22 protein-coding genes are annotated in these 20629 nt (G+C 66.5%); 10 read left to right on the forward strand and 12 right to left on the reverse strand.

All coding sequences use genetic code 11. The features are described 5' to 3' along the window. Window positions 1-6 precede the first annotated feature (6 nt). A complete protein-coding gene (locus tag ACO2Q5_RS09335; protein ID WP_423290226.1) occupies window positions 7-3222 on the forward strand; it encodes a DNA translocase FtsK in 3216 nt (1071 codons plus the stop codon). Between the two features lie 353 nt (window positions 3223-3575). Here ACO2Q5_RS09335 and ACO2Q5_RS09340 read toward each other — a convergent pair whose 3' ends face one another. From ACO2Q5_RS09340 to ACO2Q5_RS09375, 8 genes are all read right to left on the reverse strand, one after another. Further along, window positions 3576-4628 (reverse strand): DUF1513 domain-containing protein, encoded by a 1053-nt coding sequence (locus ACO2Q5_RS09340; RefSeq protein ID WP_423290228.1) that lies wholly within the window; start codon window positions 4626-4628, stop codon window positions 3576-3578. Between the two features lies 1 nt (window position 4629). After that, the gene (locus ACO2Q5_RS09345) at window positions 4630-5613 is read right to left on the reverse strand and encodes an imelysin family protein (RefSeq protein ID WP_423290230.1); all 984 of its coding nucleotides are present in this window, start codon (window positions 5611-5613) and stop codon (window positions 4630-4632) included. Continuing rightward, window positions 5613-7133, reverse strand: a complete 1521-nt coding sequence (locus ACO2Q5_RS09350) for a di-heme oxidoredictase family protein (protein WP_423290232.1) — start codon at window positions 7131-7133, stop codon at window positions 5613-5615. The genes ACO2Q5_RS09345 and ACO2Q5_RS09350 overlap by 1 nt, the downstream gene beginning before the upstream one ends. An 85-nt stretch (window positions 7134-7218) precedes the next feature. Next, window positions 7219-8409, reverse strand: a complete 1191-nt coding sequence (locus ACO2Q5_RS09355) for an AI-2E family transporter (protein WP_423290234.1) — start codon at window positions 8407-8409, stop codon at window positions 7219-7221. A gap of 97 nt (window positions 8410-8506) precedes the next feature. Then, entirely contained in the window at window positions 8507-9082 is a 576-nt protein-coding gene (locus tag ACO2Q5_RS09360; protein WP_423290236.1) for a LysE family translocator, read from the reverse strand. Window positions 9083-9167: 85 nt separating this feature from the next. Further along, window positions 9168-9653, reverse strand: a complete 486-nt coding sequence (gene bfr / locus ACO2Q5_RS09365; protein ID WP_423290238.1) for a bacterioferritin — start codon at window positions 9651-9653, stop codon at window positions 9168-9170. A 134-nt stretch (window positions 9654-9787) separates the two neighbouring features. After that, window positions 9788-10033, reverse strand: a complete 246-nt coding sequence (locus tag ACO2Q5_RS09370; RefSeq protein WP_423290240.1) for a (2Fe-2S)-binding protein — start codon at window positions 10031-10033, stop codon at window positions 9788-9790. Between the two features lie 12 nt (window positions 10034-10045). Then, window positions 10046-11305 carry an imelysin family protein gene (locus ACO2Q5_RS09375; protein WP_423290242.1) on the reverse strand — a complete coding sequence of 420 codons (1260 nt, stop codon included), beginning with the start codon at window positions 11303-11305 and terminating at the stop codon, window positions 10046-10048. A 408-nt stretch (window positions 11306-11713) separates the two neighbouring features. Here ACO2Q5_RS09375 and ACO2Q5_RS09380 point away from each other — a divergent pair, with 408 nt between their 5' ends. Continuing rightward, a complete protein-coding gene (locus ACO2Q5_RS09380; protein WP_423290244.1) occupies window positions 11714-12412 on the forward strand; it encodes a tellurite resistance TerB family protein in 699 nt (232 codons plus the stop codon). A gap of 7 nt (window positions 12413-12419) precedes the next feature. Here ACO2Q5_RS09380 and ACO2Q5_RS09385 read toward each other — a convergent pair whose 3' ends face one another. Beyond that, the gene (locus ACO2Q5_RS09385; RefSeq protein ID WP_423290246.1) at window positions 12420-12776 is read right to left on the reverse strand and encodes an ArsR/SmtB family transcription factor; all 357 of its coding nucleotides are present in this window, start codon (window positions 12774-12776) and stop codon (window positions 12420-12422) included. Window positions 12777-12994: 218 nt separating this feature from the next. Between ACO2Q5_RS09385 and ACO2Q5_RS09390 the strand changes: the two genes are divergently transcribed. From ACO2Q5_RS09390 to ACO2Q5_RS09410, 5 genes are all read left to right on the forward strand, one after another. Beyond that, complete coding sequence (locus tag ACO2Q5_RS09390) at window positions 12995-13375, forward strand: AtpZ/AtpI family protein (RefSeq protein ID WP_423290248.1); 381 nt, start codon at window positions 12995-12997, stop codon at window positions 13373-13375. A gap of 62 nt (window positions 13376-13437) precedes the next feature. After that, the gene (locus ACO2Q5_RS09395; RefSeq protein ID WP_423290551.1) at window positions 13438-14148 is read left to right on the forward strand and encodes a F0F1 ATP synthase subunit A; all 711 of its coding nucleotides are present in this window, start codon (window positions 13438-13440) and stop codon (window positions 14146-14148) included. A gap of 48 nt (window positions 14149-14196) precedes the next feature. Beyond that, window positions 14197-14433, forward strand: coding sequence for a F0F1 ATP synthase subunit C (locus ACO2Q5_RS09400; protein WP_423290250.1), 237 nt, complete (start codon window positions 14197-14199; stop codon window positions 14431-14433). Window positions 14434-14520: 87 nt separating this feature from the next. Next, on the forward strand, window positions 14521-15078 hold the full coding sequence (locus ACO2Q5_RS09405) for a F0F1 ATP synthase subunit B' (protein ID WP_423290252.1): 558 nt from the start codon (window positions 14521-14523) through the stop codon (window positions 15076-15078). Window positions 15079-15082: 4 nt separating this feature from the next. Continuing rightward, on the forward strand, window positions 15083-15637 hold the full coding sequence (locus ACO2Q5_RS09410) for a F0F1 ATP synthase subunit B (RefSeq protein ID WP_423290254.1): 555 nt from the start codon (window positions 15083-15085) through the stop codon (window positions 15635-15637). Window positions 15638-15702: 65 nt separating this feature from the next. Here ACO2Q5_RS09410 and ACO2Q5_RS09415 read toward each other — a convergent pair whose 3' ends face one another. From ACO2Q5_RS09415 to ACO2Q5_RS09425, 3 genes are all read right to left on the reverse strand, one after another. Further along, window positions 15703-16470 carry an FCD domain-containing protein gene (locus tag ACO2Q5_RS09415; RefSeq protein WP_423290256.1) on the reverse strand — a complete coding sequence of 256 codons (768 nt, stop codon included), beginning with the start codon at window positions 16468-16470 and terminating at the stop codon, window positions 15703-15705. A 121-nt stretch (window positions 16471-16591) separates the two neighbouring features. Then, window positions 16592-17239 (reverse strand): OmpA family protein, encoded by a 648-nt coding sequence (locus ACO2Q5_RS09420; RefSeq protein WP_423290258.1) that lies wholly within the window; start codon window positions 17237-17239, stop codon window positions 16592-16594. 127 nt (window positions 17240-17366) lie between these two features. After that, window positions 17367-18224, reverse strand: a complete 858-nt coding sequence (locus ACO2Q5_RS09425) for a methylated-DNA--[protein]-cysteine S-methyltransferase (protein ID WP_423290261.1) — start codon at window positions 18222-18224, stop codon at window positions 17367-17369. A 167-nt stretch (window positions 18225-18391) separates the two neighbouring features. Here ACO2Q5_RS09425 and ACO2Q5_RS09430 point away from each other — a divergent pair, with 167 nt between their 5' ends. From ACO2Q5_RS09430 to ACO2Q5_RS09440, 3 genes are read left to right on the forward strand one after another with little or no spacing between them, the layout of a single operon-like run. After that, on the forward strand, window positions 18392-18790 hold the full coding sequence (locus ACO2Q5_RS09430; protein WP_423290263.1) for a DUF4087 domain-containing protein: 399 nt from the start codon (window positions 18392-18394) through the stop codon (window positions 18788-18790). Between the two features lie 49 nt (window positions 18791-18839). Further along, window positions 18840-19481, forward strand: a complete 642-nt coding sequence (nth, locus tag ACO2Q5_RS09435; RefSeq protein ID WP_423290265.1) for an endonuclease III — start codon at window positions 18840-18842, stop codon at window positions 19479-19481. After that, the gene (locus tag ACO2Q5_RS09440; protein ID WP_423290267.1) at window positions 19478-20461 is read left to right on the forward strand and encodes an adenosine kinase; all 984 of its coding nucleotides are present in this window, start codon (window positions 19478-19480) and stop codon (window positions 20459-20461) included. Before nth ends, ACO2Q5_RS09440 begins: the two co-directional genes overlap by 4 nt. The last annotated feature ends 168 nt before the right edge of the window (window positions 20462-20629 follow it).

The raw sequence follows: 20629 nt of genomic DNA on the forward strand, positions 1-20629 counted from the left end.
TTCGGCATGGCATCCTGGCAGGCACGGCAACGCGATCCACTACTCGATCAGGGCACGCAGGCGATGCTTGAACGCCGCGGGCGGGAAATGATCGGCGTGGCGCTGGTGCTTCTGGCGCTGTTCTGCGCGCTGATGCTGGGCAGCTACTCGCCCGAGGATCCGGGCTGGATGGTTTCCACCCAGGAACCCGCGCGCAACATGATGGGCCGTTTCGGCGCAGCCCTGTCCTCGACGCTGGTCATTCTGATCGGGCGGGGGGCATGGGCCATTCCGCTGATCCTTCTGGCCTGGGGCAGCCGGTTCATCCTGCATCGCGGGGGCGAACGGGTGCTGTCGCGCGTGGTCTTTGCGGTGATCGCCGTGGCGCTGGCCGCGGCCTTCTGCTCGACCCTGCCCGCCCCGGCCAGCTGGCCGCATACGTTCGGGCTGGGTGGTCTTTTCGGCGATACCGTGGCCGGGGCGCTGCTGGGCGTGATCCCGGGCGGGTCGGGCTTTGGCCTGTCGCTGCTGTCGCTGGCAAGCTTCGGCGCGCTTGTCACGATGCTGCTTTACGTCACCGGCTTTGACCGGGCCGAGCTGCGGGTGCTTGCACGGGCCACCATGGTGGGCTGCGTCACCGCTTATGCTTGGGCAATGCATATGATGGGCAAGGGTGCGTCGGGCGCGGTGTCGGGCGCCGTCGGCGGCGCCCGCGCCTTGGCTGAGCGGCGCCGTCAGGCCCGGGCCGAGGCGGATGCCTATGCCCTGTCCGAACCCTATGTGCCCCAGCAGCCTGCGCCCGTGCCGCAACCCGCCGCCGCCGCCGCCGCCGCGGGCCGGTCGGTCGTGCGCCGGGCTGCGCCCCCTGTGATGCCGGACGGCATGGAATTCGCGCCCGAGCCTCTGGGCGCCGCCCCCGCATGGGATGCACCTTCGACCCTGCGGGCGGAACCGCGCCGGTTCGACCCGCCTGCCGACCTCCCGCGTGAGAAGATGGGCTTTCTCGCCCGTATGCGCCGCGTGGTGGAGCCGGAGCCCGAACTGGTGGAACCGGTGCTGCCGCCCGTGCTGGCCGATCATGCGGCCCCGCAGGAGGACCGGATCAAGGCGCGGATTTCCGATGTGATCCGCTCCCGCGCCCGCGGGGGTGTGGCCGCCGCCGCAGTTTCCGGCATGACGCCGCTTCAGGCCGCGGTCGCGGCCCGCCGGGCAGAACCGCCGGTGATGCGCCCGCGTGGCCCGCGCCCGCTGATGGCCGATACGCGCCCGGGCACGCTGCCGCCGATGATGCCTGCCGAACCGCCGGTCACTGCCGCGCAGGCCGCGGCCGCGCCGGTCATTCCGGCCGCGCCGCCGGTTCTGGGTCCGGCCGACGCGCCGGCGGTGTTCACCGCCCGCGCCCGCACGGCGGAACCCGCGGCGGCGGCTGCGGCCTATACGCCTTTGACCCGCACCCCGGCCCCCCCGGCGGAACCGGCTGTCCCGGCTGACAATATGTTCACCGAGGAAGATATGGACTGGGCGCCGGACGGCTTCGACGCCGGGAATGACTGGCAGCCGGACGAAGGCTATGAGCCGGATTATGACCCCGCCCCGGTGATGCCGGCGCCCCGCCTTGCCCCGGTGCTGGACCGACGCCCGGTGGTGCAGGCGCCGCAGAAAAAGCTGGTGGCGCCGTCGTCCCGCGCCATGGCCGAGGCACAGCCCTCGCTGCGGTTCGAGGAAGCGAAGATCGAATACGAACTGCCGCCGCTGTCGCTTCTGGCCAGCGCCGCTGGCATCCAGCGCAACCAGCTGTCCGACGAGGCGCTGGAGGAAAACGCGCGGATGCTGGAAAACGTGCTGGATGACTACGGCGTGAAGGGAGAGATCGTCTCGGTCCGCCCCGGCCCCGTGGTCACCATGTACGAACTGGAACCCGCGCCGGGCCTGAAGGCCAGCCGGGTGATCGGTCTGGCCGATGACATCGCGCGCAGCATGTCGGCGCTGTCGGCCCGCGTCTCGACCGTGCCGGGGCGTTCGGTGATCGGGATCGAACTGCCGAATGCCCACCGGGAGAAGGTGTTCCTGCGCGAGATTCTGGCCAGCCGTGAATTCGGCGATGGCCAGCAGCGGCTGCCGCTGGCGCTTGGCAAGGATATCGGTGGCGCCTCGGTCGTGGCCAACCTGGCCAAGATGCCCCACCTGCTGATCGCTGGGACCACCGGCTCGGGGAAATCGGTCGCAATCAATACGATGATCCTGTCGCTCCTCTACAAGCTGACGCCCGAGGAATGCCGCCTGATCATGATCGACCCCAAGATGCTGGAACTGTCGGTCTATGACGGCATCCCGCATCTGCTGTCGCCCGTGGTGACCGACCCGAAGAAGGCGGTCGTCGCCCTGAAATGGGTGGTGGGCGAGATGGAAGAGCGCTACCGCAAGATGTCCAAGATGGGCGTCCGGAACATCGAAGGCTACAATGGCCGGGTGCGCGAGGCGCTGGACAAGGGTGAGCTGTTCAAGCGCACGATCCAGACCGGCTTTGACGAGGAAACCGGCGATCCGGTGTTCGAGACCGAGGAATTCGCCCCGCAGCCCTTCCCCTATATTGTCGTCATCGTCGACGAAATGGCCGACCTGATGATGGTCGCGGGCAAGGAAATCGAAGCCTGCATCCAGCGTCTGGCGCAGATGGCGCGGGCTTCCGGCATCCACCTGATCATGGCGACGCAGCGGCCTTCGGTCGATGTGATCACCGGCACGATCAAGGCGAACTTCCCCACCCGGATTTCGTTCCAGGTCACCTCGAAGATCGACAGCCGCACGATTCTGGGCGAACAGGGGGCTGAGCAGCTTCTGGGGCAGGGCGACATGCTTTACATGGGCAATGGCGCGCGGATCACCCGGATCCACGGCCCCTTCGTCAGCGACGAAGAGGTCGAAGAGATCGTGAACCACCTGAAAAGCTTCGGCCCGCCCAGCTATATGTCGGGCGTGGTGGAAGGCGTGGACGAGGACAAGGCCGACGATATCGACGCGGTCCTTGGCCTTGGCGGCGGCGACGGTGGCGAGGATGCGCTTTACGATCAGGCCGTGGCCATCGTGGCGAAAGACCGCAAATGCTCCACCTCCTACATCCAGCGCAAACTGGGCATCGGCTATAACAAGGCCGCCCGTCTGGTGGAGCAGATGGAGGAGAATAGCGTGGTCACCCCCGCGAACCACGTGGGCAAACGCGAAATCCTGATCCCCGAGGCATAAGCCTCGGGCACCCGGCTGCGGGTCCGGGTGTTCTGATCGGCATGGCAGGTGCCTATGCATTGGGCAAGTTCCGACTGTGGTGCCGATCCGGAATGACGGGCGCTGTATGATGGGGCGGCCCGCTGCGGGCACGGCCAAGTCCATCGCAGGCAAAGCGCAAAGGCTTTGCGGCGGGTCGGTCAGCAGGGTTTCAGCATTGCTGTGTTGCGCGCCGTCGCCATCGCGCGGTGATGGGGTGACGCCCGGTGCGTGGCGGCGGTAAAGCCCGGTTCCAAAGCTGGATGCCTGCCATTTCCCCGTGCTTGGATGCAGATGCGGAAGAGGTGCAGGAGTGAAGACCAGCAGCCTGTGGTCTAAGCCACCGGCACCATGTGGTTGTCCCATGACACCTGTTCGGTGGCGAGGGGCGTCAGCCCGTCGGCGTTGACCTGCCAGACCGCGCCCGACCCGTCCGAGGCGATGAAGCCGTCCCCGCGCGGGGCAAGGCCGCAGACATCGGCCCGGCGATGTGTGACAAGCGGGGCACCTTCTGCGGTGAAGATCATCACCGCCCCGCCGCGTGGCGAGGAGATCGCCACCATTCCGGCATTGGCCGCAATAGAGCCGGCATAGCCCTGCATCGTGAACATCTCTTCCGGGGCGGCGTCGCACAACACGGGTGCGGCGCCGGGCGTCCAGAGCCCCAGAAGCGGCACCGCTTCGGCCGGATCGCCCTGCCATTGCAACGCGAAGGCCACGCCGTCGCCGGTCAGCGCGAGGTGGCGGATGGAATTCTGGTGCAGGTCTTCGGGCAGTTCCGCCTGATCCAGCATCTCGCCCTCAGACGACAGCAGCGTCAGGTTCGGACGCATCGTTTCGAGATTCAGCGGCGTACGGTCCTGCGGATCGGTCTGGATGCCGCCATTGGCGATGACCAGCCGCCCGTCTGCCAGCCGCTTCATGTCATGCGGGCCGGTCCCGCCCGAGGCCCATTCGCCGATCCGGGTATAGCCCGCGGTCTCCCACAGCCCGATGCGGCCTTCGGACCCCTCGGCCACCACTTCAGAGGTCATCAGGAGTGCACCATCGGCCGAAAAGGCGCCATGGCCGTTGAACTGGCGGCCTTCGGGCGGAGTCAGCCGGTGGCGGACGGCGCCGGTGAAACAGTCGATCACCAGCGCAAAGACGCCGGGGCGGCGGGCGAAAGCCACCGCCTCGGCCCGGGTCGGATGGGCGGCGGCGGCATGGCCGCGGGCGGGCAGGGGCAGGGCGAACAGGCTTTCGCCGGAGGGGGCGAGGCCGTGCAGGACGTAATCCTCGCCCACCTTGCCCGCCGTCAGCCAGGCGGGATGGCCCACATCGGCCCATCCCAGACGCGGCACCGACAGCGCCGCCAGTCCCGCCAGAAATCCGCGCCGCGTCGCCATGTCAGTCTCCGTCTTGCGAGTTGAAGCCCACGGTCACCCCAAGCGCGGGGGCGATTTCGGCCAGCACGGCATCGCGCGTGGCGCGGACGGCCTGTTGCAGGATCTCGACCTTCAGCCAGCCCTGGGGATCGGCCACGCCGGACAGGTCCGGGTCATCCAGCCGTTCGGCCAGCCCGATCGCATGATCGAAGGCCGCCAGTGTGGCGCTGGCCTGCGGGTCCAGCGAAACGGCCAGATCGCGCAGCGCCTGCAAGGACAGCAGCACGTTGCGGACGGACCGGCCCGAAAGCCGCGCCTCGGCCCGTTCGGGACGGGGCTTGTCGAAGGTGCCAAGCGGGCGGCCCAGCCGTTGATCGGCCACGAATTCCAGCCCGGAGGCAAGCTGGGTGAAGAGCGCCTGCTTTGCCTCGGTCTCGGACAGGTAGCGGGTGTTGCCGGGGCGTCCGGCGTCCAGAAGTGCCGCTGCAAAGCCGGTGCTGCCATGCCAGCCCGCCTGCACCTCACGCGCCAGCCGCTTCAGATCATAGGCGGTGGCGCGGATCAACGGGCAGGGATGGGCACCGTCCGGGATGTCGATCCCGTCATAGATCAGCCGCTCCAGCCCGGCAAAGCCGCGGGCGGCAACGGACTGATCGGCGAAGGCTTCGGGCTCCAGCGCGGCGGGATCGCCTGTGATCAGTGCGCGTTGCGCCTTGGCGCCCAAGGCCTTGGGGTCGGGCCAGAAGGCGATGGCCAGCCCGCGACCCTCTTCTTCCACCGGGCCAAGGTGGATGTGGCCCACGGCCAGCCAGGCATCCCATGCGGCGTTGAACGGCCCCTTCAGATGGTCCGGCGCGCAATTGTCATAGGCGGCCAAGGCCAGCGCATCTGCCGCCTTCACGAAATCTTCGTAGCCGGGAACGATGTGGTCGCGGATCGCGGAGCGCACGTCTGCCATGGCGGGGGCGGCAGAGAACAGGACAAGGGCGGCAAGGATCGGGCGCATCACAGGCTCTCCAGAAAGGCGATCAGGGCGGCACGGTCGGGTTCGGGCAAAGCGGCAAAGGCATCGCGGGGGGCCTGTGCCTCTCCGCCATGCCAAAGGATCGCCTCGGTCAGCGACCTGGCCCGGCCATCATGCAGGAAAAAGCTGTGGCCGGACACCTGTTCCGTCAGCCCGATGCCCCAGAGCGGCGGGGTCTTCCATTCGCTGCCCGTGGCGCGACCTTCGGGACGGTTGTCGGCCAGTCCCGGCCCCATGTCGTGCAGCAGAAGATCGGTATAGGGCCAGATCAGCTGAAAGCTCTGCTCGGGCTGGCCATCCAGCCGGGCGGTCACGAATTTCGGATTGTGGCAGCCGGTGCAGTTCAGCCCGTAGAACAATTCCTTGCCGCGCAGCACCTGCGGATCGTCCACACCGCGGCGCTCGGGCACGCCAAGGTTGCGGCTGTAGAAGGTCACGAGGTCAAGGCTGGGTCCGTCCACCTCCAGCCCGTCACGCACGCCCGGTTCCTGCCCGTGGGGCGCGGCGCGGCAGCCGGTTTGCGCGGGCGTGCAATCGCCCCAGGGGTCGGGGTGCAGGGGGGTGGACAGGCCCATGTCGCCGGAAAAGGCCGCGGCGGATTGTTCGCGGATCGACGCCGCGCCACCCTTGTAGCCGAAGCGGCCCAGCATGGGCACGCCGAATTCGACCGAAGGCACAATGGCCGGGCGGCCGGAAATGCCATCCCCATCGGCATCGTCCGGATCGGCCAGCGCCAGGATATCGGCCACCGGGATCGCCTCCAGCATTCCCAGCCCGATCATCTGCGGCGCCACGCGGGGCGACAGCATCAGGTCGGGTGACGGTGCGCCGTGACCGGGGTCGGTCAGGCTGTAGACGGGCGCGCGCAGCGACACGACGGCGCCATCCGCCAAAGTGACCGGCTGTTCCGTCCATTCAACGTGCATCTGGCCTTCGGGCACATGGCCCGGCGCGGCGAAATCCTGCAGCTGGCCGCCATAGACCGGGTCGGGTTGCGTGACCAGCCAGTCGGCAATCCCCTCGGGCGAGGGGCCGCCGGGAACCGAGAGGCGCAGGAACATGCTGACCGACCCGTCGCCATCGTTTGCGGGCGGGTGTCCGCGGCCGTCCTTCAGGTGGCAATCCTGACAGGCCCGCGCATTGTAATAGGGACCCAGCCCGTCCGAGGCCTTGGTTGACGAGGGGGCAGCGACCCATGTCTTGCGGAAGAGCGCATTCCCCAGCTTGAAGTCCATCTCGGCCTCGAAGGCCATATTCTCGGAGAAGATCGAGAAAGCATCGGCATTGTCCCGCGCCCGCACAGTGGCGGCGCCGGCGGACATCGCCTCGAACCGTTCGGGTGCGGAGAAATCCGTGGGCGGGGCAAGGACAACGTCGATCTTGGCCTGATCTTCGGCCGTGCGCGGCAGGACGGGCAGGTGACGGTCATCCAGCGTCTGTGCAGCAAGGGGCAGGGCCAGCGGGGCTAGGGTGGCAAGGCCAATAAGGAACGGTCGGACCATGGCGGCTTCCTTTCGCTCCGGAGGGATGATCCTTTTTCCTTAGCCTTTCAATCGGAAAAAGCAGACCCCGCTGCGGCGCCGCGCCTCAGGCCGGGCTTGGGGCGGCGGGCAGGTCGGGTGGCACCGGTGGCGGCGGGGTGTCTGCGGGCGCGGGCGGCAGGACGGGGGCGCCCAGTTCGCGCTGCCATTCGCGCCAGATCGTCACCAGAATCGCCATCAGCACCGGCCCGACGAACAGGCCGACGATGCCCATTGTCTTCACCCCGCCGATCAGGCCGAAGAAGGTGGGCAGGAACGGCAGCCGCACCGGCCCGCCGACCAGAACCGGGCGGATGGTCTTGTCCACGATGAACAGCTCCACCGTGCCCCATGTGAACAGAGCCAGCCCCTCGACCCAGCTGCCCGAGGCGACGAGGTAGAGCGAGACCAGCGTGAAGGACAAAGGCGCGCCGCCGGGGATCAGCGCCATGAAGCCGGTGATCACGGCAAAGGTCACGGGTGAGGGCACACCCGCCAGCCAGTAGGCCACGCCCAGGACCACGCCTTCGCCGATGGCGATCAGCGTCATGCCGGTGACGGTGGCCGAAATCGTGGTGGGCACGATGCGCGAGATGCGGTCCCACCGGCCGGGAAGGATGCGGGCGCCGATCCGGTCGATCTGCGCGGTCAGCCGGTCGCCGTCGCGGTAGAAGACGAACAGGGTGATCAGCATGAAGATCAGATTCAGCGCCAGATGGAAGGCGATGGAGCCTGTGGTCAGCGCCGCGCGGTAGATCGCGCCGATGTTCTCGCCGCTGATGATCTGCACATATTCTGCAATCGCACCGGGGCGGCCGACATGGCGGGCCCATTGCGCGTCGATCCACGGGCCGACCTGCGGCAGGTCCAGCATCCAGGGCGGCGTGGGGGCCCCGATATTGTTGACCTCGATCGCCCATGAGATCCAGACCCTGAGCTCTCGCACCGCATAAAGCAGGGCCAGCACGATGGGCACGACGAGGAAACAGACGATGACCAGCAGAAGCAGGATCGCCGTAGCGGTGCGGCCCATGCCCATGCGGTGGATCGCCCGTTCGCGCAGCGGCCAGGACGCGACGGCAATCACCCCGGCGGCCAGCACCGGCACGAGAAAACCGTAAAAGAAATAGACCGAGGCCAGCAGGATCGCCAGCAACAGCCAGCGGGCCGCGGAAATCTCGGTGATCAGGGGCTGCACCCGGATCCGCGGCGAAGGGGGCGCGGGCGGCGCGGGCGAAAGCGGGGGGTGCGCTGACATGGGGTCCTTTCGGCAGCCATTGGACAAGGCATAGCCCGATTGCCAGCAATGATCCATCTGCATGGCGGGAATGTGACCCGCAGATGCGGGCGGGGTATCAGGTCGGTGAAAGGCTGAGCATCAGAAGGACCGAGACGCCCGCCAGCCAGACCGAAGCGATGCGGCGCAGCAGGCGCAGCCGTCCGGGACGGGGGCCATCGCCACGGGCCAGCGCGCCCATTCCGGCCCAAAGCAGTGCCGCCGCGGCGACCAGCCCCAGAAACAGCGTCAGCCGCGGCCAGAAGCCGGGCTGCGACAGGCCGGGCAGCAGGGCCAGCGCCACGACCGCGGCCTTGGGGTTCAGCAGGGTGGTGACAAGCACCGTCCGTGCCCCGATGGCGGCGGCGGGGCCTTCCGGTCCGCGGTTGCGCCACAGGCGGAAGGCCAGAACCATGACCCAGAGCGCGGCCAGCCCGGTCAGGACCGTTGCGGCGCCGGGCCAAAGATGCAGAAGCGACTGTCCGACCGTGGCCACCGCCAGAATAGCGCCGGTATAGCCCGCCACTTCGGCCGGAATCAGCGGCAGCGCCCCGCGCCAGCCGCGCTGTGCGCCCGCCACCGCCAGAAGCGTGTTCGTCGGACCCGGCGCCAGCAGAAGGGCCAGCGCCGCGGCCATGAATTCGGGGGTGTTCATTTCGTGCTCCGCCAAGGATGCGCGGCGGATGCCACGAAGGGCGCGCCACCGCCTTGATCCAGGTCAGGGGCGGCGCGGCCCGGATTTATTCCGCCTCGTTCGCGGGCGAGGCGTTCAGCAGGCCATAGTTCTGCTCGCCCAGCTTTTCATACAGATCCAGCTGGGTTTCCAGAAAGTCGATATGGCCTTCCTCATCGGTCAGCAATTCGTCGAACAGCGCGCGGCTGACGTAATCGCCGGCCTTGTCGCAATATTCGCGGGCCTCCTTGTACAGAGTGCGCGCGCCGTATTCGGCGGCCAGATCGGCCTCCAGCGTTTCCTTCACGGTCTGGCCGATGCGCAAGGAATCCAGCTTTTGCAGGTTCGGGTGGCCTTCGAGAAAGATGATGCGGGTGATGAACTTGTCCGCATGGTGCATTTCTTCGATGGATTCGGCGCGGGCCTTGGCGGCCAGCTTGCCGAAGCCCCAGTCGTCCAGCAGGCGGTAATGCAGCCAGTACTGGCTGACCGCGGTCAGCTCGGACCGCAGACCCTGGTTCAGATATTCGATGACCTTTGCGTCGCCCTTCATGGAAAACCTCATAAACGTTGCGCAGGACAGGCCCTGCCAGCTTCGGATGCGGTGAGGGTAAGATGCAAAAACAGCCCTGTCCATGGGGGGAAGGGCTGTTTTAGAATAATTCTAAATCCGACGAAAACGCTGAACTATCTGCGGATTTCCCGCATGGGTCGCAGGCGCGGCACCGCGGGGGCATCGGCCACGGCCAGACTTTCGCAGGAGCGCATCGTGTCCAGAAACACCGGCATGCAACCGCCGCAATCAGCATTCTTGCCAAGCGCGCGATAGATCTTGCCGGGGGTGATGATCGTTGCCGGGTCAGAGGCGCGCATCCAGTCCACCGCAGCGCGGATCTCGTGGTCGGCGATGTTCATGCAATGACAGACGATCATCGCGGGCTGCCCTTACTGGAAGACGGCGGAAGGGTTGTCGAGGCTGTCGGAGCCTTCGAAGTCCACCGCCGACAGGCCCAGCACCGAGACCGCGCGTTCGATCGAGGCGGTCTGCGTCACCAGAGCGTTGACCGCGCCCATGATCAGCGCCTCGCCTTCCTTGTTGCCGGGGGCCAGCATCTGGTCATAGGAAAAACCGCCGTCCGCCGCCGCTTTCAGCGCGGCCAGCGCGCCGACCGAAGCGTCAAGTTCCGCCTTCAGTTGGGTATCGACCGCCGGGTCCTTCGCGGCCACCAGTTCGGACAGCGACGGGCCGGTCACGACGGTGCCGTCCACCCGGGTATAGCTGCCGGTATAGACGTTGCGGATGCCCAGACCGTCATAATAATGGCTGTTGTGGGTGTTGTCCGAGAAGCAGTCATGCTCTTCCTCGGGATCGTTCAGCATCAGGCCCAGCTTCATCCGCTCACCCGCCTGTTCGCCATAGGACAGGCTGCCCATGCCGGTCAGCATGGCCAGAACGCCGGCATTCGGGTCCGCGGTCACCGCGGCACGCGCAGCGCCGCCCTCGGCCCATTGGCCGGTCATATAGTCCAGATCCGACACCAGCAGATCGGTCGCCGCGATCAGATAGGCGATGCGCCGGTCACAATTGCCGCCGGTGCAGCCGTCACCCTGCACGAAATCGGTATAGGGGCGGTTGCCCGCCCCGTGTTCGGTGCCGTTCAGGTCCTGACCCCAGAGCAGGAATTCGATGGCATGATAGCCGGAGGCGACATTCGCCTCGATCCCGTCGGCCTCATGCAGCGTTTCGCCGATCAGGGCAGGGGTGATCGTGGTGGCGTCGACCTCGGTCCCGCCGATCTGGAATTTCGGCGTGGCGATCACGTTCAGCGTGGACAGCGGATTTTCGTCCGATTCGCCATAGGACGGGTCGACATAGTCGATCAGGCCCTCGTCCAGCGGCCAGGCGTTCACCTTGCCTTCCCAGTCATCGACAATGGGATTGCCAAAGCGGAAGGCCTCGGTCTGCTGATAGGGCACCCGTGCCGCCAGCCAGGCCGTCTTTGCCGCGGCCAGCGTTTCATCCGAGGGCGAATCGGCCAGCGCCTCCACCGCCGCCCGCAGCGCCTGCGCCGTGGTCAGGCTGTCCTGATAGCCCGCATGGGCGAGATCCGCATAGGTCTTCGCCACTTCGGCCGGCTCCGCGGCCAGGGCGGGCGCGGTCAGCGCGGTGCAGACAAACAGGGCGGGAAGCAGGCGGGTCAGCATCACGGCAGCCTCGGTCAGGGGAACTGTGGAATGAGTGACAAGAAAAGTCGGAAAAGTAAAGCTGATTGATTTGGTCGGAAACTGCGACGGGTGGGGCTGTCGGTTCTGGCTCGCCAAATAGACCCGCAGAAATTGCATGAGGTGCAGGGCGACCCATGTGCCACAGCTGACCACATTTTCGGATTAAGGGACGTTTTTGGGGCAGGCCTGTTCGCGGCTAGCGGCGCAGGCATTCGGTCTTGTAGGCGCCCTGACGAAGCGCGCCTTCAGACCTTGGGCGTAGGGGCAAATCTCACAGATCGCTGCCGGACGGTGGCGCGGCCGGCATCTGCGCGGATTTCCGCCGCCACGTTGCAAGGGGCCGGGAGGCTGCACATATCCTGCCCTGTCATCATCATGGAGCGCCCGATGTTCAACGCGAAATCCCTTCTCGACAGCCTGACCGGCGGTCAGGGCCTGCAGGGCCTGTCCGGTGGGGCCAAGGGCCTTGGCGACAAGGCGAAAGAGGGCTGGAACAACCAGTCCACGCTTGGCAAGGGCGCGATTGCGGGCGGGCTTCTGGGCCTCTTGTTCACCGGCGGCGGGCGAAAGATGCTGGAAACCGGGGTGAAGGTCGGTGGCGCTGCGCTGATCGGCGGGCTGGCCTACAAGGCCTATTCCGACTGGAAGGCGGGGAAAGAGCCGCAGGCCGAACCGCCAGCCGCGCTGCCCTCGCCGCAGGGCACGGTGTTCCTGCCCAGCGATCCGGTGGCCGCGAATGACCTGTCGGGCCGGGTGCTGCGCGCCATGGTGGCCGCGGCCAAGGCCGATGGTCACGTCACCGCCGATGAGCGCGCCCGCATCGACGGCGCCCTGCCGCAACTGGGCCTTGGGGCCGAGGCGGAGGCGCTGATCCGGGCGGAACTGGATGCGCCTCTGGATGTGCGCCGCGTGGCACAGCTGGCCCGCAGCGAGGAAGAGGCGGCCGAGATCTATGCCGCTTCGCTTCTGGTCTGTGACGAACAATCGCTGGAGGAGAAGGGCTATCTGGCCATGCTGGCCGCTGCGCTGAATCTGGACGAGGGGCTGGTGAAGCACCTGAACGCCAAGGCCGCCGCGCTGGTCTGACCTTGCCTCAGCCGGGCGCTTCGGTGCCCGGCTCTTCCTCGGCCAGTTCGCCCTCCAGAAACCGCTCGAAGTCATCCAGATCGACCGGCTCCAGCTGGCCAAACCCCTGCATCCAGACCGCCGCGGCGCGCAGCGCGTCCGGCTCCAGCCGGCACCAGATCACACGGCCGCGCCGTTCGCGGCTGATCAGCCCGGCCTCGGCCAGCACGGCCAAGTGTTTGGAAATCGCCGCAAGGCTCATCTCGAACGGATGGGCGACGTCGGTCACCGCCATGTCATCCTCCAGCAGCATCGACAGGATCGCCCGCCGCGTCGGATCGGCAAGGGCGGCAAAGACGGTGTCAAGGCGGGAGGGTTGGGCCATATCGGGGCCGAGTATCCGGGGCCGCCGGCGAAGATCAACCGGAAAGTTGAATGTGAAATGCCGTGCCAAAGCCGGTGCAGGTGCAGAACGCCGATTTTCCCGGATAGCGGTAAACATATATTTTTCAATGGGATGACCGCAGAATTTCTGCGTTCACGGATGGTTGACTCATATCCCCTGCCCGCATAGAACCCCGGTGACCGCCGAAAGGGGGCCTGATGGCTTCGGAACCCGATCCTGAACGACTGCGCGCGCTGCAAGAGCGGCTGGCAAAGTTGCAGGAAAAGCCGAAACCGAAGGCCGCCTCGATGGCGAAAGGTTTCTCGCAGGGCGAGATGGCCTGGAGGATGGTGATCGAGCTGGCGTCCGGCATAATCGTGGGCGTGGGCATCGGTTACGGGCTGGACTATCTGTTCGGCACGCTGCCCGTCTTCCTGATCATCCTTTGCCTGTTCGGCTTTGCGGCCGGGGTGCGCAGCATGATGCGCACCGCACAAGAGATGCAGGCGAAGCGGATGGCCGAGGCCGCCGCAGAGCAGGCGGCGGCACTGGGTGCCGCAGGGAATAACGCGGCAGACGCCGCCGGGGACAAGAGGTAACGGACGTGGCGACGGGCACCGAAGAACACGCGGCAGAAGGCGCAGGCTTCGCGATCCATCCGATGGATCAGTTCCTGATCAAACCGCTCTCCGGGCATGGTCCGGTGGAGTGGTATACCCCCACCAACGTGACGTTGTGGATGGGCATCGCCATCCTGTGCATCTTCGGTCTGTTCGTGCTGGCCACCCGCAACCGCGGCATCATCCCGACCCGCATGCAGTCCATTGCCGAAGTCTTCTACGGCTTCATCCACAATATGGTGGAAGAGGTCGCCGGTCATGACGGTGTGAAATACTTCCCCTATGTCATGACGCTGTTCCTGTTCATCCTGCTGTCGAACCTGCTGGGTCTGCTGCCGATGAGCTTCACCACCACCTCGCATATCGGGGTGACGGCGGTCATGGCGCTTCTGGTCTTCCTCGGCGTCACGCTGATCGGGATCGCCCGCAAGGGTCTGGGCTTCTTTGCGATGTTCTGGGTCTCCTCCGCTCCGCTGGCCCTGCGCCCGGTGCTGGCCGTGATCGAGATCATCTCCTACGTCATGCGCCCCGTGTCGCACTCCATCCGTCTTGCCGGCAACCTGATGGCCGGCCACGCCGTGCTGAAGGTGTTCGCGGGCTTCGCTTCGATGGCTGTGGTTGCCCCGGTGGCGATCGGCGCGGCCACGGCGATCTACGCGCTAGAACTGCTCGTGGCCTTCGTTCAGGCCTATGTCTTCACCATTCTGACCTGCGTCTACCTCAAGGACGCGGTGGGCGATGCCCACCACTAAGGTCGGTTTCTAAATCTCAGCCATTCCAACCCTATAGGAGTACACGACATGGAAGGCGAACTCGCTCTGCTCGGCAAATACATCGGCGCTGGCCTTGCTGCCTTCGGTCTCGGCGGTGCCGGCATCGGTGTGGGCAATATCGTCGGCAACTTCCTTGCCGGCGCCCTGCGCAACCCCTCGGCCGCACCGGGCCAGACCGCGAACCTCTTCGTGGGTATCGCTTTCGCCGAAGCCCTCGGGATCTTCTCGTTCCTGATCGCGCTCCTGCTGATGTTCGCCGTCTGATCGGACATCCGACAGTTCGCGTGGATCGGCGCCGGGGAACCCCGGCGCCCTTCCGCCACCTGAAGGGTCCGACGGAGAACAGACGACATGGCAACTGATCCCATTCCCGTTCTCGAAGAAGCCGCGGGCCTCTGCGTGAACGAACACGGCGGCGCCATCGGCATGCCGCAGCTTTGCGCCGACTGGATCCCGAACCAGATCTTCTGGCTTCTGGTCTCGCTCGTCGTGATCTATTTCATCCTGGCGAAGATCGCCCTGCCGCGCATCGGCGCGGTGCTGGCAGAACGCAAGGGCACCATCACCAACGATCTGGCGGCGGCTGAAGAGCTGAAGCTGAAGGCGCTGGCGGCGGAAAAGGTCTATAACGACGCGCTGGCCACGGCGCGGACGGAAGCGGCAAAGATCGTCGCTGCGGCCAAGGCCGACATCCAGAAGGAACTGGATGCCGCGACAGCTAAGGCCGATGCGGAGATTTCGGCCAAGGCGTCGGAATCCGAAAAGAAGATCGCCGAGATCAAGGCTGGTGCACTGGAGGCGGTGGAGGCCGTTGCCAAGGACACCGCGGCGGAACTCGTCGGCTATCTGGGCGGTTCGGCGGATGCGGCAGCCATCGACGCGGCCGTGACGGCCCGGGTGAAAGGGTAAGGCGATGAAGAAGCTTTCCATTCTCCTGTCGCTGATCGCCAGCCCCGCGCTGGCGGCCTCCGGCCCGTTCTTCTCGCTGCGCAACACCGATTTCGTTGTGCTGGTGGCCTTCCTCGTCTTCGTGGGCATCCTGCTTTATGCAAAGATCCCGTCGAAGCTGGCGGGGCTCCTGGACAAGCGCGCCGCGACCATCAAGGCAGAACTGGACGAAGCCCGCGCCCTGCGGGAAGAGGCCAAGACCATCCTCGCCTCCTATGAGCGCAAGCAGAAGGAAGTGCAGGAGCAGGTGGACCGCATCGTGGCCTCGGCCAGGGATGAGGCAACCGCGGCCATGCTGAAGGCCAAGGAAGACCTGAAGCTGTCCATCGCGCGTCGCCTGACCGCTGCGGAAGAGCAGATCGCTTCGGCCGAAGGTAGCGCGCTGCGTGAAGTGCGCGAGCGGGCGGTGGGGGTTGCCGTCGCTGCGGCGGCAGAAGTGCTGGCCAAGCAATCGACCGCGGCCAGCGCCAAAGCCTCGATCGACGCGGCCATTGATCAGGTGGCGGAACGCCTGCACTGATCGCGGCCTGCCGCAAGAAACAAGGCCCCGGTCCGCAAGGTCCGGGGCTTTTTCATATGCTGGGGTCAGCGTCCCCGTTCATGTTCCAGCCGCTGCCGGGCCACTTCCTCGTTCCGCTCGGCCCGGACCTGTTCGGTCAGGGCCTGTTCGACGTAATCCATATGCCGCTCGACCGCGGCCCGGGCCGCCTGCGCATTGCGGGCCTGCAGGCCCGTGTTGATGGCGCGGTGCTGATCCAGCAGCTGTTCGCGGGTGATGCGGTTCCGGAACATGATCTGGCGGCTGTAGAACACGCCCTGCTTCAGCAATTCGAACATTGAGCGCATCATGTGCAGCATGATGACATTATGGCTGGCCTCGACGATGGCCATGTGAAACTGGGCGTCCAGCTCCGCCTCATCGGTGGGGTCGCGCTTCAGATGGGCGGCCTCCATCTTCCGGAAGATGGCATCGACGACCTGCAGATCGTAGTCCGATCCGAGGCGGGAGGCCCGCTCTGCGGCAAGACCCTCCATGTCGCGGCGAAAGCTGATGTAATCATAGACGGCCTCGTCATGGCCGTTCATCAGCCGGATCAGCGCAGGCGAGAAGGCCGATCCCAGCACGTCGCCGACAAAGACCCCGGCGCCGGCCCGGCTGACCAGAAGGCCACCCTCGTGCAGCTCGGCAATCGCCTCGCGCAGCGAGGGGCGCGAAACGCCCAGCCGTTCCGCCAGATCGCGCTCGGCCGGAAGGCGTTCACCGGGTCGCAGGATGCCGCGCAGGATCAGCTGTTCGATCTGCCGCACCACCGTGGCCGAAAGCTTCTCTGGCTGGACTTTCCTGAACGGCATCGCGCACCTGCGGAGAAATTGGGCAGAAATTGGTCCGCATTTATGACCACGATTCCGGGGCTGGCAATGAAAAAGGGGGCCGCGGCTGTGCCACGGCCCCCGCAAGGCGTGATCCGCCGGATCAGTTGGTCGGGCGGATGATGATTTCCACGCGGCGGTTCTGCGCGCGGCCCTCCGGCGTCAGGTTCGAGGCAATCGGCTGATCCTCGCCACGGCCATAGGCGGTCAGACGGGCCGAGGGCACGCCCGACCCCAGCAGGATCGACGCGACCGAAGAGGCCCGGCGCTGCGACAGATCCATGTTATAGGCCGCGGCCCCGGTGTTGTCGGTGTGGCCGATCACTTCGATCCGGCTGTTCGGATATTTCAGCAGGCTGGAGGCGACCGACTTCAGGTCGCGGGTCAGGCTGGCGCTGACGGTCGCGCTGTTCGTGGCGAACAGCAGCGATTCCGGCATGTTCACGACCAGATAATCGCCGCGGTTGGTGACGGTGATGCCGGGCGACAGCTGGCCGCGCAGTTCGGCCGCCTGCTGGTCAAGGTTGTAGCCGATCGCTCCGCCCGCGATGCCGCCGATCACGGCGCCGATGGCGGCCTTTTCCAGCTTGTCATCGCCCGAGGACGCGCCGATGGCCGCGCCGGTCAGGGCACCGATGACAGCGCCCTGCTTCTGCCGGGCGTTCGGGTCGTTCGGATAGGCATAGGGGTCCACGCAGGCGCCCAGGGCGGTCACGCCGGCCAGAGCCAGCACAATGAGTTTCTTTTGCATCTTAAGCTCGCTGCCAAAGGAATACCGGCCCGCGTTGCACCGGGCTTGGGGGAACCTATATCATTGCGGCCGGTTCCGGGACAGGGGCGGAAAACCATGGGCAGTGTTCCGCCGGCCACAGATCCGGTCACGCTTTTGTGCGGTCCGCCGCTTCAGCCTCGGCCCGCGCCGCCTCCCAGGCCAGCATCGCGCGCTTGCGCGGCAGGCCCCAGTGATACCCGCCCAATCCCCCGTCGCGCCGCAGGGCGCGGTGGCAGGGGATCAGAAAGCTGATCGGGTTGCGCCCGACCGCGGTTCCCACGGCGCGCTGTGCGGCCGGATGGCCCACGGCCCCGGCGATCTCGGAATAGGTGGTCACCTGCCCGGAAGGAACGGCCAGCAGCGCCTCCCAGACCTTGATCTGGAACGGTGCGCCGATCAGGAACAGCGGTGTGGTGCCGCCGCTGCCGAAGGCCGACAGCACCCAGGGCCGCAGCATCATGGGATCTTCGACGTAAGTCGCCTTCGGCCAGCGCGAGACCAGATCCTCCATGGCGGCCTCGGCCCCGATTTCATCGGCAAAGCCGATACCGCAGATGCCCTTGTCGGTGCCCATGACAAGGGCGGGGCCGAAGGGGCTTTCGAACCAGCCCCAGAAGATCGTCAGCCCCGCACCACCACGGGCATAATCGCCGGGCGACATCGCCTCCCACGTCAGGAACAGGTCATGCAGGCGACCGGTGCCGGACAGGCCCAGTTCATGGGTGGCGGACAGCAGGGTGTGCTTCTCCGCCAGCAGGCGGCGGGCATGGCCGATGGAGAGATACTGCTGATAGCGCTTCGGGCTGACGCCGACCCACTGGCTGAAGGTGCGCTGGAAATGCGCGGCACTCATCCCCATGCGGGCGGCCAGATCCTCCAGCGACAGGCCGGGTCCTGCGGCGTCGATCTCGCGCAGGGCGCGGCCGATGACGGAATAATGGTAACTGGGGCTCTGGTCGGTCATGGCAATTCTCCCTGGCCCGCCGAAGATAGGCCGGCGCCTGCGCGCCTGCGACCCGATTTCTGCGCATAGGCTTTTGCGCATCCGGATTCTGCGCATCCGGTTTTCCGGGCTTGAGCCAGCCGTGCCTGCCATGCTTGCTGGCGGGCGACCCGCAGAAAGACCCGCCGATGTCCCGCCCCCCGCTTGCCGCCCTGTTGCTTCTGGCTGCCGTGACCGCCGCCCCGCATTCGGCCCGGGCAGAGAAGCAGCGGCGCTGCGGCTGGTATCACAATCCCGGCCCCGGCAATGTGCTGCTGGTCGATGCCGATGATGACTGGTGGATATCGCGCCAGGGCAGCGCCCCGGCCGAAGGGTTCGAAGACGCCTACAGTCCTGCCTTCGACGACCGTGCCCGCTACGACCATGCGGGCGTCCTGATCACCGATGGCGCAAGCTATGGCTACAGCTGTGCCTGCGCCGATGGCCGCTTCGGCCCGCCCGGATCGGGCCAGGTCATCGCGATCGACCGCCTGGTCGAAAGGCCGCTTGCCGCCTGCAAGACGGATCCGGCCCTGCCTCCGCCCTGAGACCGATCGCCCCGGTTGCAAGCCTGCCAAGCCGCTGGCAAAAGGGGGCATGGTCCGCCAGCTGCCCTATTCCGCGATGCACGCCATCTTCACCCGGTTCCAGGAGACGGAGCCGGAGCCGAAGGGTGAGTTGGATCACGTCAATGCCTTCACCCTTCTGGTGGCGGTGGCGCTGTCGGCGCAGGCCACCGACAAGGGCGTGAACCGCGCCACCCATGCCTTGTTCCAGCTGGCCGATACGCCGGAGAAGATGCTGGCCTTGGGCGAAGAGCGGTTGATCGAACATATCCGCACCATCGGCCTCTATCGCAACAAGGCGAAGAACGTCATCAAGCTCAGCCAGCGGCTGATCGATGAGTATGGCGGTCAGGTCCCCTCCAGCCGGGCCGCGCTGATGACGCTGCCCGGCGTGGGACGCAAGACCGCGAATGTCGTCCTGAACATGTGGTTCCGGATTCCCGCACAGGCGGTGGACACCCATATCTTCCGCGTGGGCAACCGCAGCGGCATCTGCCCCGGCAAGGACGAGGCTGTCGTGGAGCGGGCGATCGAGGACAATGTTCCGGCCGAGTTCCAGCAGCATGCGCATCACTGGCTTATCCTGCATGGCCGGTATATCTGCATCGCGCGCAAACCCAAATGCGGCATCTGCCCGATCCGGGACTGGTGCCTGTTCGAGGAGAAGACATGAAGTCCTATCAGGTTGTCGGCATCGGCAATGCCATTGTGGACGTGCTGTCCACCGCGGATGACAGCTTTCTGGACCTGATGGGGATCGAAAAGGGCATCATGCAGCTGGTCGAGCGCGAGCGGGGCGAGATGCTCTATGGCTCGATGAAGGACCGGCGGCAGGCCCCCGGTGGATCGGTCGCCAATACAGTGGCGGGGGTGGGTGCACTTGGTCTGTCCACGGCCTTCATAGGTCGCGTGCATGACGATGCCCTGGGGCGGTTCTATGCGCAGTCGATGGCGGCCGAGGGCACGGATTTCGTGAACCCGCCGGTGCATGGCGGCGACCTGCCCACCTCGCGCAGCATGATCTTCGTCTCGCCCGACGGCGAGCGGTCGATGAACACCTATCTGGGGATTTCCTCGGAACTGGGGCCGGAGGATGTGTCCGACAGCGTGGCCGGTCACGCGCAGATCCTGTTCCTTGAGGGGTATCTCTATGACAAGGACAAGGGCAAGGAAGCCTTTGAAAAGGCGGCGCGGCTGACGCGGGCGGGTGGCGGCAAGGCGGGGATCGCCCTCAGCGACCCCTTCTGCGTGGACCGCCATCGCGACAGCTTTCGCCGTCTGGTGAAGGAACTGGATTACGTCATCGGGAACGAGCACGAATGGGCCTCGCTCTACCAGACCGACCTGTCGGCCGCGCTGGAGCAGGCGGCGGCGGATGCCGGGCTGGTGGTCTGCACCCGGTCCGGCAACGAGGTCATCGTGGTCCGCGGGGACGAGCAGGTGGTGGTGCCGGTGAACCGCGTGGTGCCGGTGGATGCGACCGGTGCGGGTGACCAGTTCGCCGCGGGCTTCATCTACGGGCTGGCCACGGGTGCCGGGCTGGAGGTGGCGGGCCGGATGGGCTGCGTTGCCGCGGCCGAGGTGATCGGCCATTTCGGCGCCCGGCCCGAGGGCGATGTGAAGGCGTTGTTCCGCAAGCAGGGCCTGATCTGACGCTGCAGGGCCTGTGACATGGCGCGGGCGGGGCCATGACGGCCCTGCCCGCATTGCTTTTGCCTCGGCTCGGGCCTGCGCCCTCGCCTCAGGATGCCCGGGATAGGGCGGCGGGCCTGCCTTGGGGTAAACAGGCCGTGGTCCTAGGATTCGCCCCGGTTTCTGCCG

Origin of the sequence: Neotabrizicola sp. VNH66 (assembly GCF_049445895.1) — a bacterium.
In the GTDB taxonomy this organism is placed as follows: Bacteria; Pseudomonadota; Alphaproteobacteria; order Rhodobacterales; family Rhodobacteraceae; genus Pseudogemmobacter.